The sequence below is a fragment of the Labedella gwakjiensis genome (assembly GCF_003014675.1).
GTDB lineage: Bacteria > Actinomycetota > Actinomycetes > Actinomycetales > Microbacteriaceae > Labedella > Labedella gwakjiensis.
Map to the genome: position 1 here is coordinate 2,055,533 of NZ_PYAU01000001.1, position 17,786 is coordinate 2,073,318.

Annotated in this window: 15 protein-coding genes; 9 read left to right on the forward strand and 6 right to left on the reverse strand. The window is 70.1% G+C overall.

Going from position 1 to position 17,786, the window contains the following annotated elements; genetic code table 11:
• The first annotated feature begins 23 nt into the window (after positions 1-23).
• From CLV49_RS09745 to CLV49_RS09765, 5 genes are all read left to right on the forward strand, one after another.
• On the forward strand, positions 24-911 hold the full coding sequence (locus tag CLV49_RS09745; protein WP_106563371.1) for a branched-chain amino acid ABC transporter permease: 888 nt from the start codon (positions 24-26) through the stop codon (positions 909-911).
• Entirely contained in the window at positions 908-1,999 is a 1,092-nt protein-coding gene (locus CLV49_RS09750) for a branched-chain amino acid ABC transporter permease (RefSeq protein ID WP_106563372.1), read from the forward strand. The genes CLV49_RS09745 and CLV49_RS09750 overlap by 4 nt, the downstream gene beginning before the upstream one ends.
• On the forward strand, positions 1,996-2,772 hold the full coding sequence (locus CLV49_RS09755; protein WP_106563373.1) for an ABC transporter ATP-binding protein: 777 nt from the start codon (positions 1,996-1,998) through the stop codon (positions 2,770-2,772). The genes CLV49_RS09750 and CLV49_RS09755 overlap by 4 nt, the downstream gene beginning before the upstream one ends.
• Complete coding sequence (locus CLV49_RS09760; protein WP_106563374.1) at positions 2,759-3,448, forward strand: ABC transporter ATP-binding protein; 690 nt, start codon at positions 2,759-2,761, stop codon at positions 3,446-3,448. Before CLV49_RS09755 ends, CLV49_RS09760 begins: the two co-directional genes overlap by 14 nt.
• 83 nt (positions 3,449-3,531) lie before the next feature.
• Positions 3,532-4,293 carry a FadR/GntR family transcriptional regulator gene (locus CLV49_RS09765; protein WP_106563375.1) on the forward strand — a complete coding sequence of 254 codons (762 nt, stop codon included), beginning with the start codon at positions 3,532-3,534 and terminating at the stop codon, positions 4,291-4,293.
• A gap of 43 nt (positions 4,294-4,336) precedes the next feature.
• Here the strand turns inward: CLV49_RS09765 and CLV49_RS09770 are convergent, their stop codons facing one another.
• Positions 4,337-5,284, reverse strand: a complete 948-nt coding sequence (locus tag CLV49_RS09770; RefSeq protein WP_106563376.1) for a hypothetical protein — start codon at positions 5,282-5,284, stop codon at positions 4,337-4,339.
• Between the two features lie 156 nt (positions 5,285-5,440).
• Here CLV49_RS09770 and CLV49_RS09775 point away from each other — a divergent pair, with 156 nt between their 5' ends.
• Positions 5,441-6,199: an SDR family NAD(P)-dependent oxidoreductase gene (locus CLV49_RS09775; RefSeq protein ID WP_158261943.1), complete on the forward strand. Its 759-nt coding sequence runs from the start codon at positions 5,441-5,443 to the stop codon at positions 6,197-6,199.
• 13 nt (positions 6,200-6,212) lie between these two features.
• On the opposite strand, the gene CLV49_RS09780 is transcribed toward CLV49_RS09775, so the two are convergent.
• From CLV49_RS09780 to CLV49_RS09795, 4 genes are all read right to left on the reverse strand, one after another.
• Positions 6,213-8,273, reverse strand: a complete 2,061-nt coding sequence (locus CLV49_RS09780; protein ID WP_243696626.1) for an acid phosphatase — start codon at positions 8,271-8,273, stop codon at positions 6,213-6,215.
• Positions 8,274-8,430: 157 nt separating this feature from the next.
• On the reverse strand, positions 8,431-8,835 hold the full coding sequence (locus tag CLV49_RS09785) for a PIN domain-containing protein (RefSeq protein WP_106563378.1): 405 nt from the start codon (positions 8,833-8,835) through the stop codon (positions 8,431-8,433).
• On the reverse strand, positions 8,832-9,080 hold the full coding sequence (locus CLV49_RS09790) for a type II toxin-antitoxin system VapB family antitoxin (RefSeq protein WP_158261944.1): 249 nt from the start codon (positions 9,078-9,080) through the stop codon (positions 8,832-8,834). Before CLV49_RS09790 ends, CLV49_RS09785 begins: the two co-directional genes overlap by 4 nt.
• 141 nt (positions 9,081-9,221) lie before the next feature.
• Positions 9,222-10,028: a hypothetical protein gene (locus CLV49_RS09795; protein ID WP_106563380.1), complete on the reverse strand. Its 807-nt coding sequence runs from the start codon at positions 10,026-10,028 to the stop codon at positions 9,222-9,224.
• A 217-nt stretch (positions 10,029-10,245) separates the two neighbouring features.
• Here CLV49_RS09795 and CLV49_RS09800 point away from each other — a divergent pair, with 217 nt between their 5' ends.
• Together CLV49_RS09800 and CLV49_RS09805 are read left to right on the forward strand one after the other, a co-directional pair.
• Positions 10,246-15,174 (forward strand): ExeM/NucH family extracellular endonuclease, encoded by a 4,929-nt coding sequence (locus CLV49_RS09800; RefSeq protein ID WP_243696625.1) that lies wholly within the window; start codon positions 10,246-10,248, stop codon positions 15,172-15,174.
• Positions 15,175-15,463: 289 nt separating this feature from the next.
• Positions 15,464-15,649: a DUF1272 domain-containing protein gene (locus CLV49_RS09805; protein ID WP_106563382.1), complete on the forward strand. Its 186-nt coding sequence runs from the start codon at positions 15,464-15,466 to the stop codon at positions 15,647-15,649.
• A gap of 29 nt (positions 15,650-15,678) precedes the next feature.
• Here CLV49_RS09805 and CLV49_RS09810 read toward each other — a convergent pair whose 3' ends face one another.
• Complete coding sequence (locus CLV49_RS09810; RefSeq protein WP_106563383.1) at positions 15,679-16,776, reverse strand: Zn-dependent alcohol dehydrogenase; 1,098 nt, start codon at positions 16,774-16,776, stop codon at positions 15,679-15,681.
• A gap of 218 nt (positions 16,777-16,994) precedes the next feature.
• Between CLV49_RS09810 and CLV49_RS09815 the strand changes: the two genes are divergently transcribed.
• Complete coding sequence (locus tag CLV49_RS09815; RefSeq protein WP_106563384.1) at positions 16,995-17,681, forward strand: GntR family transcriptional regulator; 687 nt, start codon at positions 16,995-16,997, stop codon at positions 17,679-17,681.
• Positions 17,682-17,786 lie beyond the last annotated feature (105 nt).

Here is a 17,786-nt window from a genome sequence, read left to right on the forward strand (position 1 = left end):
CCACCTCGAGGAAGGCGTCGACCATGAACCTGAACGGTCTGGCACAGATCGTCGCGAGCTCCATCGCGACGGGTGCCCTCTACGCTCTACTGCTCTTCGGAATGCTCATCGTGTATCGCGTGAGCAAGGCCGTGAACTTCGCGCACGGAGCCCTGGGCATGGTCGCCGCCTTCCTCTCCTACGTCCTCACCATCGACCTCGGGTGGCCGGTCTGGGCCGCGATCGCCTCGGGGCTCGCCGTCGCCGCCGTGATCTCCTTCGCGACGGACCGGTTCGTGCTCGAGCCGATCAGCCGCAAGGCGGGGCGGGAGGGTCTCGACCTCGTCGTCACCCTCGGCATCCTGCTGTTCCTCACGGCGGGCGGAGAGGCGCTCTTCGGAACCTCGACGCGGTCGTACCTGCCGCTCGGGACGGACGTGCCCGTCGTGATCGGCGACATGTACCTCAACGCCAACCAGATCATCGCGACCCTGGCCACGCTCGTACTACTCGGCGCGTTCGCGTGGTTCCTGAACAAGACGCCGTCGGGCCTCGCGATGCGTGCCGTCGCGAGCGACCCGTCGCTCGCGTCGAGTGTGGGCCTGAATGTCAGCACCGTCCGAGCGCTCACCTGGGGGTTCGCCGGACTCACGGCGGGGATCGTCGGCATCATCGTGGCGAGCCGCCTGTCCGTCGACGCCTATTACATGACGCCGTTCCTCATCAAGGCGGTGATCGCCGGCATCATCGGCGGACTCGACCGCTTCGTGGCGCCCCTCCTCGTGTGCTTCGCGCTCGCCGTGTTCGAGGGGCTCGCGGCGTTCTTCATCGGGACCAACTTCGCGGTCCCCTCCGTGTTCGTGCTCGTCATCCTCCTCCTGGCGTTCCTGCCGAAGAGGTTCCTATCCGAGAGAGGAGTGGTCCGCGCATGAGCGCTTCGACCCTCGAGACACCCCCATCGGCCCCGGCCGCCGACACCTGGTCGCGGCTCCTCACGGACCGCGCCAAGGAGCTCGCCCAGCGATCGCAGATGCGCTCGCGGCGGCAGTGGATCACCGCAGCGGTCATCACGGGCGCCGTCTTCATCGCCGTGCCGTTCCTCGTCAACACCTACTGGCTCTATCAGGCGTCGATCCTCATCGCGTACTCGATCGCCGTGATGGGCGCACGCGTGCTCTTCGGCATGGCGGGGATCCTCTCCCTCGCCCAGGCGACCTTCATCGGGGTGGGCGCCTACACGGCCGCGATCGCGGCGAGCGTGTTCGAGCTCATCGGCGTCTACGAGCTGCTCCTCGTGATCGCCGTCTCGATCGTCGCCTCGCTCGTGGTGGGGATCCCCGCACTCCGCGTCAGCGGGCTCCGCCTCGCGCTGTTGACGCTCGCGGTGGGTGAGCTGTTCCAGTGGTGGCTCGTGCAGGGCAGGGAGGTGACGGGAGGCGCTCAGGGCATCCCGGTCGCCACGTTCTACATCCCGGGAGTCGATACGGGAGATCCGCTCTTCCTCTACGCGCTGTGTGCGGTGTTCGCCCTCATCACGACCGCGGCGCTCGGCCACCTCCCCTTCACTCAGCTCGGTCGCAACATGGCCGCCGTCCGGGAATCGCCGTTCGCGGCGCGGAGTGTCGGCGTGCCCGTGAATCGCACGAAGCTCATCGCCTTCGTGGTCGCGGGGCTCTGCGCCGGGATCTCCGGCTTCCTCGTGGCGCACACGTCCCAGTCGGTGACGCCGACGAACTACGACATGTTCTCCTCGGTCTACATCCTGGTCGGCGTCATCCTGGGTGGGACGAGCTCCACCTTCGGTGCGTGGCTGGGTGCTGCGTACGTCTCGATCGTGCCGCCGCTGTTCGCCGCCATGAACGCCGAGAGGATCTACGTGCTCCTCTCGGGCGCCCTGCTCGTCGCCCTCATCTACGTGCTGCCGGGAGGCCTCGTGCAGCTCGGCCATCTCGCGAAGCGCTGGATCCCGGCACGTTCGAGACAGGCCGGCGGAGCCGACGCGGACGGGGCGGGCTCGTGAGCGCGGTGCTCGAGGTGTCCTCCCTCGGCATGCGCTTCGGCGGCCTCGTCGCCCTGCAGGGAGTGGACGTGACGCTCGAGGGCGAGCAGGTGATCGGCCTGATCGGCCCGAACGGCGCGGGGAAGAGCACCCTCCTCAACGCCCTCTCGGGGTTCACGCCGCCGACGGAGGGGACGGTGCGCCTCGACGGCCGTGAGACGACGCGCTTCACGCCGCAGCAGTACACCTCGGCCGGACTCGTGCGCAGCTTCCAGACGGCGCAGCTTCTGGAAGACGAGACCGTCGTCAGCAATCTCCTGCTCGGTCGGCAGCGGTTCTCGCACGCTGGACCGGTGCGGCAGATCTTCGGATGGCCGCCGCACCTGAAGTCCGAGCGTGCATGGCTCGATCAGGCCTATGCGGCACTCGACCTGCTGGGGCTGCTCGAGTTCGCCGATGCCCGCGCCTCCTCCCTCTCCACAGCCACTCGCCGGCTCGTGGAGATCGGGCGGGTTCTGCTCGCCGAGCCGCGCATCGTGTTCCTCGACGAGCCGGCGGCCGGCCTCGATGCCGCGAGTCGCGAGCACCTCGCCGAGGTCCTCCGCAGCCTCCCCGGACGCGTGGGGTGCCTCATCGTGCTCGTCGAGCACGACGTGAACATCGTGCGCCGAGCGTGCGACCGCTGCATCGCCCTGTCGGCCGGCTCGGTGCTCGCCGACGGTCCCACCGACGAGGTCCTCGCCCGTCCCGACGTCCGCGTCGCCTACTTTGGAGAGTCCGATGCTGTCGCTTGAACACGTCCAGGCCTGGTACGGCCGCACCCAGGCTCTCTTCGACGTGTCGCTCGAGGTGGCGCCGGGGGAGGTGCTCGCTCTCATCGGCACCAACGGTGCGGGGAAGTCGAGCACGATCCGCGCCATCCTCGGCCTCGTCCGGTCGAAGGGCACCGTCGTGATGTACGGGACGGACGTGTCGAACTGGCCCACGCACAAGCGCGTGCGCGAGTTCGACATCGGCGTGGTCCCGGAATCGAAGAGTCTCTTCTCGGCGATGACCGTGAGGGAGAACCTGCTCGTCGGTCAATCGCGGACGGCGTCGCGCAACCTCGACCGGGCGATGGCGGCCTTCCCGATGCTCGAGTCGCGGCTCGCGACCGACGTCGGTGCGCTCTCGGGTGGTCAGCGACAGATGGTGGCCCTGGCTCGCACCCTCATGCGGGACCCTCGCATCCTGCTCCTCGACGAGCCCGGCCTCGGTCTGGCCCCCGTGATCGTCGACGACATCTACGCGCGCATCCGGGACCTGCTCACACCGGACCTCGCGGTCGTCCTCGTGGAGCAGAGCGCTGCCCGGGTCGCCCGCCTCGCCGACCAGGTCAGACTCATCTCCATCGGGCGGAGCGGGGACCAGGTCGCCGCCGCCGACGCCGACGGTCTGCGTCGCCTCGAGACGATCGCCTTCGGAGGCTGAGGGGCATCCGGTAGTGTGTCGTCGAACCGATGACCGATGTCCTATTGGTGTTACCATTCGGGGATCGTGGGTGAGGAGAAGGCGTGAGCGACGAACGCTCCGGGGCGGACGCTGAGACGGATCCATCCGGTTCCCCCACCCCGGAATCGGCCCAGGGGCGATTCGACGACGAGATCTCGACGGCCCTGCGCGCACTCCTGCACCAGCTCGAGCCCGGAGCCCGGCTGCCCAACGAGCGGGAGCTCGCCGAAGAGCTCGGCGTCAGCCGCAACGCGCTCCGCGATCGGGTCCGGCTCCTCGAGTCGGTCGGGGTGCTCGCGAGGCGTCAGGGCTCGGGCACGTACCTCGAGAAGACCTTCAACCCGGACGGCCTCGTGTTCGCGATGGACCTACTCGTGGCGATGGGGCAACTGAAGCACAGCGACCTCCAGTCGGTGCGCGTGGGTCTCGAACGTCAGGCGGCGATCCAAGCCGCGAGCGGCGGGTCGAAGCCAGAGCTCATCGCCGAGATGCGGTCGGCCGTCGAAGCGCTCGGCGAGAAGTACGACACCCCCGAGATGGTGCGGGAGGATGTGCGCTTCCATCGTGCTCTCATCCGCGCGGCCGACAACCCCGCGCTCGCCTTCTTCGCCGACGCGCTGCGCGGCGTGCTCGAACGGGCGACCGAGATGGGCACGGTCAACTGGCGCGAGCAGCGGATCGGCAAGCACCTGCTCGTCGCCGTGCACGCCGACATCATCGACGCCGTCGAGGCCCAGGACCCTGAGGCCGCTTCCCATGCCGTCGACGAGCACTTCTCGCTGCACGAGCGGGTGGTTCGCGGCAAGTTCGGCTTCGGCGCCTGAGCTTCCGCCGTCCCCGACGCTTCGGACTCGCGCGGGGGAGCCGTCACGGCCGTGGGGTGTCCGGGGGCATCGGGCGGTGCGTCCGTCGGTGGTTCGCGAACGACGCGATCAGCAGCATCAGCGACTCGCAGAGCAGGCTGCCGAGCGCGGGGATGACGGCGAGCGGACCGGCCACCTGGAGCGCGGACGAGGCTGCGAGCGCGTCGTTCTTGTAGCCGGCCGCGAGCACCGACGGCGCACGCAGCCCCGTCCATCGCGCGGAGACGAGCAGGCCGATGCCGATGCTCACGGGGATCCGGGCCGCCCCCGCGAGGAGGGCGACCGCGACGAAGGTGCCCGTCGCCTCGTCGCCTGCGAGGGAGTCGCTCATGGCGCTCGCGAACACGTAGGTCGTGAGCGTCATGCAGACGGCCACCACTCCGGTGCGGACGCGCGGCGGGATCCGTCGGACCCAGCGGCCCAGGAGGATCCCGAGCGATGCCGGCACGATGAGTCCCGCGAACATGGCCACGAGGAGTCTGCCGATGTCGGTGCCGCCTCCGAAGATGACGAGCGACAGCAGCGGTGTCACGACGAGGCCGCAGACGTAGGCGAGAAGTGCGAAGGCCGCCATCGTCGAGGGGGCCGTGCGCGCGGCGCTCGCGTAGGCGGGAAGGCCGGCGGCCGTGGGAACGATGGCCAACCAGACGAGACCGACCCAGAGTGGACTCGCTCGGGCGTCGACGGGGAGGAGGAACCACGCGGCGAGGAACGGCGCGGTCGCCGCCGTGTGGTGCACCAGCAGCAGTCGCACGGCGTCGGATCTCTTGCTGGAGTCGGTCAGCCAATCGGGTCGGAGGCCCCCGACGGCGATCACGGTCTGGGCGAAGATCGCCGGCCACAGGATGACGTTCGTGTCGAATCGCGCCGGGGAGAGGAACCCGCCGCCGAGGCCCACGGCCATCGCCGTGAGAAGCAGCGCGGTCGCCGAGAGGCTGCGCCAGAGTGCCATTCAACCTCCAAGTGGTAGTACCAATCACTCTACGGGGTGATGCGTCGCGCCGCCAAGAGCGGAGTGTCGGGACCCCTGTGTGGCGTCGAGCACGTCGGTGAGTCGTGCTCCCTGCCGGTGGCGGTGTCCTCCCCGGATGCGCGGCAGAATCGGATGATGGACGCACACGCAGAATTCGCCGGCCGGATCGCCCTCGTCACGGGAGCGGGTCGAGGCATCGGGCGCGCGATCGCCGAGGGGCTCGCCGCTCGAGGGGCGCACGTCGCGATCGTCGCGCGATCGGGCGACGACCTCGACCGGGTCGTCGCCGGGATCGTGGCGGCGGGGGGCCGCGCCACGGCCTTCGCCCGCGACCTGCTCGACGACGCCGAGCGCGACTCCCTCATCGACGACGTCGAGGCGGAGTGCGGTCGTGTCGACGTCCTCATCAACAATGCGGCGATCGTCGACCCGCTGGGACGCAGCGTCGACGTCCCGATGGACGCCTTCGAGCGCGCCCTGCGCCTCAACGTCGTCGCGCCGGCGGCCCTCTCGTTCCGTGTGCTGCCGGGCATGGTGGCCGCGGGCTGGGGGCGCATCGTCAACGTGTCGAGTGGCGTCGCGGTGCGCAACGAGGCCATGATCGGCGCGAACGCGTACACGACGACGAAGGCGGCGCTCGAGGCGCACACCCGCAACCTCGCCGCCGAGTACGCCGATTCGGGCGTCACGATCAACGTCTACCGGCCGGGCGTCGTCGACACCGGCATGCAGGAGTGGCTGCGCTCGCGGCCGGAGGACGAGGTGGCCACGGGTCTCCCCGCGAACTTCCGACGCCTGCACGAGGAGGGGGCGCTCATCACGCCGGAGCGCTCGGCCGCCGGCCTCCTGGCCCGCCTCTCGCTCTCCGAGACGGGCCAGGACTGGAGCGTCTGAGCCTCCTCGACGGCTAGGCGTCGCCGCGTCGCCGACGGCGCACCAGGAGGAGCGCTAACGCGCCGCCGAGGAGAAGCGTCGCTGCCGCGAGGATCGCCGGGGTGAGGTCCGCGGCGCCCGTGACGGCGAGGTCGTCGCCCGCCTCGGGGTCGCCCGCGCCCGTTCCCGCGTCGGATCCGCCGTCGCCGGCGCCCGGCGTTCCGGTGCCCGGGGTGCCCGTACCGGGCTCGCCGCCCCCATCGCCGTCGCCCGGCTGGGGCTCGGCGCCCTCGGCCGCCGCGTTCACGAGGTGGAGTGCGCCGGCCCGGTACTCGAGTTCCGGCTCGTAGCCAGCGGGCAGGCCCGAGATGTCGACGGACGAGAAACGCCCAGCGGTCGCAAGCGATCCGTAGGTGGCGAGCACCACATCGTCCGCGGGAGTCGCGCCGTCGGCGAAGGACACCTCGAGGGCGCCGCCGAACGAGGCCTCGCCCGTGATCGCGAGGGCTGCGGTGTCCTCCAGGGTGAGGGAGAGCGTCGACGACGTCGACTGCGCGAAGTCGCCGGCGATCGCGATCGTGCCGTCGACCGTGTCCTCGAGCTCACCGCCGTCCGTCGTCACCGAGCCGTCGCCGAGAGCGGACGGCGACGCCGCCACGAGCGTTCCGCCCGTGACGGTCGTGCCGCCGAGGTAGGCGTTGTCGCCCGCGAGAGTGAGCACGCCGGAGCCCTGCTTCGTGAGAGAGCCGTCGCCCTCGATGTCGTTCGACCACGTGTCGGCGGCGGAGAAGCCACCGTCGCTCGCGTCCATGTCGGCGATCACGTCGGTGTCGAACGCGCCGTACCCCTGCACGGCGAGGGCGAGGTCGAGACGGCCCCAGCCCTCGGCGTCGTCGAGGAGCGCGTAGCCCGACCCGAGACCCGTGCTCTGAAGCACCCACCGGCGCTGCTCGTCGGTGAGGTACGGCATGCGGGTCTCGAGCAGCACCTCGGCGCCCTTCGGCACCACGACGGGGAGAGTCGTGTCGCCGGTGCGCGGGAGCCCGTAGGTGAGGCGCGCGATCACGTCGTCCTCGTCGAGGGCCGATGCCGAGTCGTCGTCCGCTGTCGTCGCCGAGGAGGCGAGCAGCGCGAGCGCCTCGGTGCGTGCCTCGCCGAGCAGGGCGGCGTTCGCGGGGTCGTTCAGCACGGAGGCGGCGATCGCCGTCGCGAGGATCCGGCCGCCGATCACGTCGGCGGGGGAGTGCATCCCGGCGACGATGCGGCTGTTCCCGATGTCCGATGCGCTCGCGAGCAGATCGGCGTACTGCTCGGGGAAGGCGTACGCGAGGGCGTAGGACGCGAGGTATCCGGCGTTCGTGTGGCCGCTCGGGTAGCCGTTGTCGCCGGCCGCCTCCTCGACGGGCTTCTTCACAGGCTCGAGCGTGGGGAGCACCTCGACGTCGTCGCTCCAACGGAACGGGCGCGGGTAGCCGTAGTAGTTCTTCGCGTTGTTCGACGTGGCGTAGCTGCCGCGGATCGTGTTCACGAGGGAGACGACGGCGCCCACCTCGGAGACCGTGTCGGCCCACGTGCCGTTGCTGTTGCCGGCGTCGTCGTACTTCGTCGTGGTGGCGTCCGCCGGGATCGTGTCGGGGATCGTCGTGCCCGCGTTGCTCGCGGTGCGGAACGCGTCGGCGTAGACGCCGAGACCGTCGATGGCCGAGTAGTTCTGGTTGCGGCGGTCGATGAGATAGGCCCGCGTCGCCTCCTCGTCCGTGCGTGTCTGCGTGATCTGGATGCTGCGATCGATGTTCGCGTCGAGGACCTCGGGCACGAGGGCCGTTCCCGTGTCCCACGTGGGACCGGGCTGCCAGTACTCGAGCATCTGCGAGAGCAGACCGATCGAGGGATTCGTCTCGGGTGTGGTCAGCGCGCTCGTGTTGTCGCGGTAGGCGTCCACGTAGAACCCGTAGGTTCCGGCCTGCGGCGCGATCGCATCCTCGCCGGCCGCCTGCGCCGGGGCGGCTCCGCCCAGGAGGATCGCGGCGACGGCCGTTCCCCCGATGATCGCGGTGCGCCGGCGCCCGGACGTCCGGGTTCTCGATGTCGTCACGTGTGTTCTCTTCCCTCGTCGGATCCGTCTGGCGGCGACCCGGCGCTGAGGACGGCCGAGCCCCACGGGACGCTAACGAGGGGGTGTGACCCGGAGGGGACGACGGGGTGAACAGCGGGTGGACGGGCGGTACCGAGGCTCGGGGTCGAGCCGACCGCTACGCCGGCACGTACTCCTGGCGGACCAGACCATCGGTGGCGGCGGCGATGTGCTCGAAATCACGATCGCTGTGGAGGATGACCGCGTCGTTGACGAGGGCGTAGGCGGCGATCAGACAGTCGAACGCTCCGGCCGCCCTCATCAGTCCGCCCGTCCAGAGCGACTGCTGGATGTCCAGGGCGTCACGCATCGACGGGTGAGTGGCTGCGGGAAGCAACTCGTCCATGTCCGAGCGGAACTCGGCGAACTCCTCGGGCGAGCGGGCCGACTGGCAGTATTCGAGCACCTGCGGTGGGCACGTGATGATGAGGTGGTGCGGAGAGATCGCCCGAAGACGGGCGGCTATCGACGCGCTCCCTGAGGCCTTCTGCCAGACGCTGTTGTCGACGAGGTAGGTCGTCACGCGCTCGGTTCGTCCGACGGGGACAATGACGAGGACGAGAGCGGTCGCGGCGCGATCGTGGGGGCGTCGATCTGATCGGGTTCGAACGATCTGCCGATGAGGCGTTCGACGACCGACGGCTGGCGGCGGACCGCGATCAGGGTGCGCAGCGCCAGCTCGACCGTCTCGCGAGCCGTGGCGGTGCCGGCGACCTCTTTGGCGAGGGCGAGCTCGTCCTTATCGATGTCGATGGACGTGACCGTCATCCGGGGCTCCTCTCGCTCTATATAGGCCATTGTATATCGAGGCGGATGTCCGTGAACCGGTTGTGCACAACCGGCGGTCGGACGACAGGCGGGGGTGGAGGTCAGTCCGACGACGTGGAGGTCAGTCCGACGATATGAAGGTCAGTCGGACGACGTGGAAGCTGGGCGCGGGAGCCCCTCGAACGGAGCGACGCCGTCGGCGTACGCGGCCTCGTCCTTCTCGGAGATCACCGTGCCGCCGAAGAGGAGGTCGAGCCCGGTCGTCTCCTCCGGCCAGGCGTCCTCCGGTGCTCCGCGGCGCTCGTCCCAGATGGAGATCATGACCCAGAGGCTGCCCTGCCGCGCAAAGCCGGACCACATCCACATCGCGTCCGGATCGGTGGAACCGTACTGGGTGACCATCTCCTCCTCGAACTCGGCCCGCGTCTCTTCGGGATACCGATCGCGCTCGAAGTCCCAGACGATGTCGTCGTACCCGAGGTCGGAGAGCTGCGCATCGAGGGCGTCCGTCAACGTGTTCCAGCCCGCTCCGCCCGGCAGGGTGCCGTCCGTTGACGCCGAGGCGTTGTACGTGTGGAGCAGCGTCTCCCCGCCGTAGCCGTTCCCCTCGTCCTGGAAGAGGGTCGGCTCGTCCGGATCGGCCGGATTCCACTCGACGCCCGGCAGCGCGGGGGCGAGACCGGCGCCGAGGCTCTCGATCTGCTCGGTGACGACTGCGGCGACGTCTTCCGCCCGAGGAGCGTCGAGAACGTCCTGCGGATCGAGATCCGGATCGCTGGAGGCGGGGAAGTCACGCCAGTCGAGGGTGACCACGGAGCCGTCGGCGGCCGTGATCCGCGTCGTGGGACTCGGGGGATTGAGGAGGGCGACGACGCCGACGACGCCGGCCGCGACGCACAGCGTCAGTGTGATGCCGGAGGCGATGGCGAGGCGGGTGAGGGAACGCACACACTCGACGCTACGCGGGCGGTCCGGGCGACGCGTCAGCCGTTCGGATGATCCCGAGAGGCCGAGTCCGTTCCTCCCCGCGAGGTCACCCGAACCGACGCGGCTTCCTCTCACTTCGCGAGAGTTCACCTCCTCGAAACCTTCCGCCCTTCAGAACGTCAGAGGTCGCACGTAGCGTGAAGAGGTCCGTGTGGGACGTTCGAATGAGGAGATCCTTTTGTCACAATCAGCCACGAGACCGGTTCGGGCCGGCTTCGCGACGCTCTTGGGGGGCGCGCTCATCGCGGCCCCTCTCATCGGGGTGGCGGCCCCGGCATCAGCCGCCGTCGACGGCAGCGCCGTCGTCATCAGTGAGGCCTACCTGAACGGAGGCAGCAACGGGGCTGCGTACACCCACAAGTTCGTGGAGCTGTACAACCCCACCGACGCGGCCGTGTCGCTCGACGGCATGTCGATCCAGTACCGATCGGCCAACGGTGACGCGAACCCCTCCGGCGTGTACGCGCTCGGCGGCTCCATCGCCGCCGGCGGCTACTACCTCGTGCAGGGCACGTCGAACGGCTCCGCCGGTGAGGCGCTCCCCACCGCTGACGCCACCCTGCCCGGCAACATGTCGTTCGCCGGAGCCGGCGGCACCATCTTCCTCGCCGACCAGTCGACGGTGCTCACCGCGCCGCCCACGGGTTCCATCGTGGACGACCCCGCGATCATCGACCTCGTGGGCTACGGCACGTCGAAGACCTTCGAGACCGCCGCGGCTCCCGCGGCCTCCGTCGCGACCACGATCGCCCGCACCGACGCCGCCGACACGGACGACAACTCCGCCGACTTCGCGGCCGGTGCGCCGACGCCCACGAACTCCGGTGGCACCACGCCAGAGGAGCCCGAGGAGCCGGGCGAGCCGGAGGAGCCGGGCACCCCGGCCGAACCCGTCACCATCTCCGCCATCCAGGGAACCGGCACGGAGACGCCCCTCTCGGGCCAGACCGTGACCACCGAGGGTGTCGTCACGGCGACGTACCCCACGGGCGGGTTCAACGGCTACTACATCCAGACGCCGGGAACGGGCGGCGCGATCGACCTCGCCGCGCACACCGCATCGGACGCGATCTTCGTGTACTCCGCCTCGACGGTGGGTTCCGTCGCCGTCGGCGACCACGTGCAGGTCACGGGAACGGCCACCGAGTTCTACGGGCTCACGCAGGTCGTCGTTCCGACGACCGCCGGCCTCACGAAGCTCGACACTCCGGCCGAGGCTCCCGAGCCCGCCACGGTGTCCTACCCGACCGAGGCCTCGCAGCGCGAAGCCCTCGAGGGCATGCTCATCGCGCCGCAGGGTGAGTTCACGGTGAGCAACACGTACTCCACCAACCAGTACGCGGAGATCGGCCTCGCCACCGGCGACTCGCCCCTCATCACCCCCACGGAGATCGCTCGCCCCGGCAGCGCCGAGTACACGGCGGCCGTCGCGGACAACGCGGCACGCGCCGTGACGCTCGACGACGGTGCATCGATCAACTTCCTCGGCTCCACCGACAACAAGAACATCCCGCTGCCGTACCTCACGCAGAACGACGCCATCACGGTCGGGTCCTCCGTGTCCTTCACGGAGCCGGTCGTGCTCGACTACCGCAACGACACGTGGAAGTTCCAGCCGACCACGCAGCTGACCGCTGCGGGCGAACTGCCGGCCACGTTCAGCGACGTGCGCGAGGCGGAGCCGGCCGATGTGGGCGGCGACATCCAGATCGCCGGCTTCAACGTGCTCAACTACTTCACCACCACGGGTGACCAGCTGACCGGCTGCACCTACTACACCGACCGCGCGGGCAACCGCGTCACGGTCAACTCGGGCTGCGACGCGCGCGGCGCGGCCGAGGCCGACGACCTGGAACGCCAGCAGGCCAAGATCGTCGCGGCGATCAACGGCCTCGGTGCCGAGGTCGTCTCCCTCGAGGAGATCGAGAACTCGGTGAAGTTCGGCAAGGACCGCGACGAGGCGCTCTCGATCCTCGTCGACGCCCTCAACGCCGCCGCCGGCTCGGACGTGTGGGAGTTCGTGCCCTCGCCCGACGCGAGCGAGCTGCCGTCGGTGTCCGACCAGGACGTCATCCGCAACGCCTTCATCTACAAGAAGGCCGACGTCGAGCCGATCGGCGACTCGCGCGTCCTCGTCGACGCCGCATTCTCGAACGCCCGTCAGCCCCTCGCGCAGGAGTTCCAGGTCGTGGGGGCCGAGAGCTCCTTCATCGCGATCGTGAACCACTTCAAGTCGAAGGGTTCCGGCTCGGGAGCCGACGCCGACCAGGGCGACGGACAGGGTGCGTCGAACGCCTCCCGCGTCGCGCAGGCCGAGGCGCTCGTGGCGTTCTCGTCCGACCTGCAGGAGGAGCTCGGCACCGACGAGGCCTTCCTCATCGGCGACTTCAACGCCTACACGCAGGAGGACCCGTCGGTCACCATCATGGAGGCCGGCTACGTCGACCAGGGCTCGAAGACGGACCAGTACAGCTACTCGTTCAGCGGCCAGAGCGGCTCGCTCGACCACGTCTACGCCTCGAAGGCCGCCGACGCCAAGGTCACGGGCGTCGACATCTGGAACATCAACGCCGGTGAGTCGATCGCGAAGGAGTACAGCCGCTACAACTACAACGCGACCGACTTCTACGACGAGAGCGTCTACCGGTCGAGCGACCACGACCCCGTGGTCGTCGGCTACTCCGCCGAGGCCCTCCCCGTGGAGCTCAGCCTCCTCGACATCAACGACTTCCACGGTCGCATCGACGGCAACACGGTGAAGTTCGCGGGCACGATCGAGCAGCTCCGCGCGCAGTACGGCGAGGACAACACCGCGTTCGTCTCGTCGGGTGACAACGTGGGAGCCTCGCTCTTCGCGTCGTCGTCGCAGCAGGACCAGCCCACGATCGACGTGCTCAACACCCTCGAGCTCATCGCGAGCGCCGTGGGCAACCACGAGTTCGACCAGGGCTACACGGACCTGACCGAGCGCATCGAGGCCGAGGCGGACTGGGACTACCTGGGCGCCAACGTCTACGAGAAGGGCACGACCACCCCGGCGCTGCAGGAGTACGCGCTGAAGGAGATCGACGGCCTGACTGTCGCCTTCATCGGCACCGTGACGCAGGAGACGCCCACCCTCGTGTCCCCGGCCAATGTCGCGACCCTCGACTTCGGCGACCCCGTCGAGGCCGTGAACCGCGTCGCGGGCGAACTCACCGACGGTGACGACACCAACGGCGAGGCCGACGTGATCGTGGCGAACTACCACGAGGGCGCTGGAGCGGGCACGCCCGACGGCGCGACCCTCGAGGAGGAGGTCGCCGCCGGCGGCGCCTTCGCCGACATCGTCACCGAGACCTCGGCGGCCGTCGACGTGATCTTCACCGGTCACACGCACAAGCAGTACGCGTGGGACGCCCCCATCCCGGGCGTCGAGGGCGAGACCCGTCCGGTCCTCCAGACGGGCAGCTACGGCGAGAACATCGGCAACGTGGTCCTCACGCTCGACCCGGAGACGGGCGACGTCGAGTCCTACGTCGCGAAGAACGTCGCGCGCACCACGGTGGCCGACGACGTACTCGTCTCGACCTACCCGCGCGTGGCCGAGGTCAAGCGGATCGTCGACGCGGCACTCGCGACGGCGGCCGAGATCGGCAACCAGCCCAAGGGATCGGTCACGGCCGACATCACGACCGCCTACGCCGGCGGCTCGTACGTCGACGGGAAGTGGACGGGCGGCACGCGTGACGACCGCGCGAGCGAGTCGACGCTCGGCAACACCGTCGCCGACGCGCTCCAGTCGATCCTCTCCTCCGACGAGCGTGGCGGTGCCGAGATCGGTGTCGTCAACTCCGGTGGTCTGCGCGCCGAGCTCCTCTACGCGCCCGACGGCACCATCACGTACGCCGAGGCGAACGCGGTGCTCCCGTTCCTCAACAACCTGTGGACCACGACGCTCTCGGGCGCCGAGTTCAAGGCGGTCCTCGAGGAGCAGTGGCAGACCAACCCGGACGGCACGATCCCGTCGCGTCCGTTCCTCAAGCTCGGCCTGTCGGACAACGTGGAGTACACGTACGACGCGTCGCGTGCGCAGGGCGACCGCATCACCGGCATCTGGGTGGACGGCGAGCCGATCGTCGCGAGCCAGGACTACCGGATCGGATCGTTCAGCTTCCTCCTCCAGGGCGGCGACAACTTCCGCACCTTCGCATCGGGCGGCGAGCAGACGCGCGACTCCGGTCTCGTCGACCGTGACGCGTGGATCTCGTACCTCGAGGCGAACCCGGGGCTGACGCCCGAGTTCGACCGCAAGAGCGTCTCGGTCACGAACGCTCCGACCGAGGCCGTCGAGCCCGGCGAGACGGTCACGTTCGACGTCTCGTCCCTCGACCTCACGTCGCTCGGCAGCCCGCAGAACACGTCGTTGTCGGCCGAGTGGATTGGTTCGGACGCCACGTTCGACCCGATCACGGTCACGGGCGGCGCAGCCACGGTGTCGCTCACCGTGCCGGAGGACGCCGAGGCCGCGAGCGAGATCGTCCTCACGGCGCAGCCGTCGGGTACGACCTTCCGCGTCCCCGTCTCGGTGGAGGCAGGCTCGGAGCCCGAGCCGACGAAGCCGACCACCCCGCCGGTGGGTGTCGACTCCGATGACCTCCCTGCAGACGTCGAGGGTGACATCTCCGTCGCCCCCGACGTGGTGAACCCGGGCGACGAGATCACGGTCTTCGTCGGCACCGAGTACGCCGGTCAGTGGATCGCGGTGTGGATGTACTCCGCTCCGACCCTCATCGCCGACTGGCAGCAGGTCTCAGCGGAAGGAACGGTCACCGCGACCGTCCCACTCGATGCGACCGCCGGTGAGCACACGATCGCCGTCACCGACGCGAACGGCGACGTCCTCGGCTGGACCGGCATCACCGTGCTCGCCGACGGCACGCCCGGTACCCCGGGCGACGGCGACGGCGACGGAAGCGGCGACGGTTCGGGCAACGGCTCGGGCTCGGGCAACGGAGGCGGCCTCGCCGTCACCGGTGCGACGGCCGCCCCGATCGCGGCGCTCGCGCTCCTGCTGCTCATGGCCGGTGCGACGTTCCTGATCGTGCGGAGGCGCGCCCAGGCCTGATCGTCGGCTCGCACCACACACAGCGGCGCGTCACCCCTCGGGGTGGCGCGCCGCTGCGCTGTGCCCCCCTCCCGCCCCGCCCCCCCCCGCCCCGCCCCCTCCCGCCCCGCCCCGCCCCCTGCTCCACCCGGGTATCGCGTTCGCGCCGATCGATACCGCTGGAACGGCATCAATCGGCGCAAACGCACGACGTGGTGGGGGCTCGAGAGGTGAAGCGGTGGCGGGAAATCGTCGGAGCGCGGCGGGACCTCGCGGGCGACCGACACGACCGCGCCGCTACGGTCGGCGTATGGCCCTCGAGATGCGCGACTCCTGCGAACGCTGCGGCACCGCGACCCCGCCGACCGGCACCGCGTTCATCTGCTCGTTCGAGTGCACGTGGTGCTCCGACTGCGTCGACACGTTCCCCGGTCGCGCCTGCCCGAACTGCGGAGGCGACCTCCAGCGCCGCCCGAGCCGCCGCCCCGCCGCGTAGCGCCTCCCACCCCGCGGCTCACCGGGGCGTCAGGGGATGAGGAGGGTGCGGAGCGCCCCGCCGCTCTCGAGATCGTCGAGCGCCTCAGCCGCCTCGGCGAGCGGCCGTCGTCCGGAGATGAGCTCATCGATGAGCAGCTCGCCCGCCATGTACTGGTCGACGAGGCGAGGGATGTCCACGGCCGGACGTACGCTGCCGTAGTTCGACCCGAGGATGCGCTGGTCGGCCTCGGCGAGCACGAGCGGCTCGAACGACGCCGTCGCGCCAGCCGGCGGCAGGCCCACGATCACCGCGGCCCCGCCGAGCGCGAGCATCCGGATGGCCTGCTCCGTCGTGCTCGTGCGCCCGATGGCGTCGAACACGTAGTCGGCGCCCTCGGGAAGCAGCTCGAAGAGGGCGGCCACCGGATCGCCCTGAGATGCGTCGATCGCGTCCGTCGCGCCGAACCGCGCGGCGAGCTCCGTCTTGGCCGGCAGCATGTCGACGGCCACGATGCGGGAGGCGCCGGCGAGCCGCGCCCCCTGCACCACGTTGAGCCCCACGCCGCCGCATCCGATCACCACGACGGTCGACCCCGCCTCCACCTTCGCGGTGTTGACGACGGCGCCGACCCCCGTCGCCACGGCGCAGCCGACCACTGCGATCACGTCGAGCGGTGCATCACGGCGTACCCGGATGGCGCCCGATGCGGGGACCACGACCTCCTCGGCGTAGGAGGACACGCCGAGGTAGTGGTGGAGCATCTCGCCCTCCGCGCTCAGTCGCGAGGTGCGGTCGAAGAGAGTGCCGAGCGGGGCGATGATCGTCGCGACCTTCTGGCACTGCGCCTCCCGTCCGGCGAGGCACCGGGCGCACTCGCCGCACGGAGGCACCCACGAGAGCACGACGTGGTCGCCGACCTCGAGGCCCGTCGCGCCCGCGCCGAGCTCCGTGACGACCCCGGAGCCCTCGTGCCCCATGACGAGAGGGGCCGGCGCGGGCCATTCGCCACGCCGCACGTGCAGGTCGGAGTGGCAGACGCCGGCGGCCGCGATCCGCACGCGGACCTCCCCGGCCTTCGGCGTCGCGAGCTCGACATCGGCCAGGGAGACGGCGGACTCGGGGGAACGGAACACGACGGCTTTCATCCGGGATCTCCTCGCATCGCGGCGCCGGGTGCGCCTGATCGGATGCTAGCGGCCGGGACCCCTCGGCGCGGCAACCCGGGATTCCTCTCGTCGATAGGTGCCGGAATGAAGTACCTTCGTCCTCAAGTGCAACGTGGCATTGCACCATGGCGACGCGGTGCCGGCGCTCGACGGTATCCGTGTCGATCGCCGACCGAACCGAGTGCCGAGGGGCCCGAATGTCATCCCATTTCACCGTCTCACCGATAGCCCCGTCCTCGAGTCTGCGCGAGAGGGTGGAGACGGCGCTCGCCGCGGCCATCCGCTCGGGCGAGATGGCCCCGGGGGAGCTGTTCTCCGCCCCGACCCTCGCCGCGCGCTTCAACGTGTCGGCGACGCCGGTGCGCGAGGCGATGCTCAATCTCGAGAAGCGCGGGTTCGTGGAGACGGTCCGCAACAAGGGCTTCCGGGTCACCGGCGTGAGCGACAAGGACCTCGAGGACATCGTCGGCGTCCGTCAGCTGCTCGAACCGCCGATCGTCCGACGCTTGGCCGGACGCATCCCGGAGGAGGAGTACGGGCGGCTGCGCGAACTCGCCGACCGCATCGTCGACAGCGCGGGGCGCGGCAGCCTCACCGAGTATCTGGAGGCCGACGCGGTCTTCCACGCCGCGGTGACGGCGTTCGCCGACAACGCCCGGCTCGTCGACCTGATCACGGAGCTGCGCTCGCAGACGCGGCTCCCGGGTCTCGCGGGGCTACTCGCCACGGAGGAGCTCGCCGCGTCCGCCAATGAGCATCTCGAACTGCTGGACCACCTGCGCGCGGGGAAGGGGGTCGAGGCCGAGAAGCTCATGCATCGGCACATCGCGCATGTGATCGGCTGGTGGGCCGGCCGGCCGGAGGGCCCGAGCCCGACCCGCTGACCCCCGGCGGTGGCTTCGACAACGCCGCCCGATCGCCGACCTCACGGATTCGTCGCCGAACCGTAACACCGGTGTAACAGGATGTGTGACATATTACTGAGGAGC

Excerpts from the sequence above, each read along its gene's own strand:
- CLV49_RS09745 (WP_106563371.1), top strand. The coding sequence starts at position 24 with ATGAACCTGAACGGTCTGGCACAGATCGTCGCGAGCTCCATCGCGACG.
- CLV49_RS09750 (WP_106563372.1), top strand. The coding sequence starts at position 908 with ATGAGCGCTTCGACCCTCGAGACACCCCCATCGGCCCCGGCCGCCGAC.
- CLV49_RS09760 (WP_106563374.1), top strand. The coding sequence starts at position 2,759 with ATGCTGTCGCTTGAACACGTCCAGGCCTGGTACGGCCGCACCCAGGCT.
- CLV49_RS09770 (WP_106563376.1), bottom strand. The coding sequence starts at position 5,284 with ATGGCACTCTGGCGCAGCCTCTCGGCGACCGCGCTGCTTCTCACGGCG.
- CLV49_RS09775 (WP_158261943.1), top strand. The coding sequence starts at position 5,441 with ATGGACGCACACGCAGAATTCGCCGGCCGGATCGCCCTCGTCACGGGA.
- CLV49_RS09790 (WP_158261944.1), bottom strand. The coding sequence starts at position 9,080 with ATGACGGTCACGTCCATCGACATCGATAAGGACGAGCTCGCCCTCGCC.
- CLV49_RS09805 (WP_106563382.1), top strand. The coding sequence starts at position 15,464 with ATGGCCCTCGAGATGCGCGACTCCTGCGAACGCTGCGGCACCGCGACC.
- CLV49_RS09810 (WP_106563383.1), bottom strand. The coding sequence starts at position 16,776 with ATGAAAGCCGTCGTGTTCCGTTCCCCCGAGTCCGCCGTCTCCCTGGCC.
- CLV49_RS09815 (WP_106563384.1), top strand. The coding sequence starts at position 16,995 with ATGTCATCCCATTTCACCGTCTCACCGATAGCCCCGTCCTCGAGTCTG.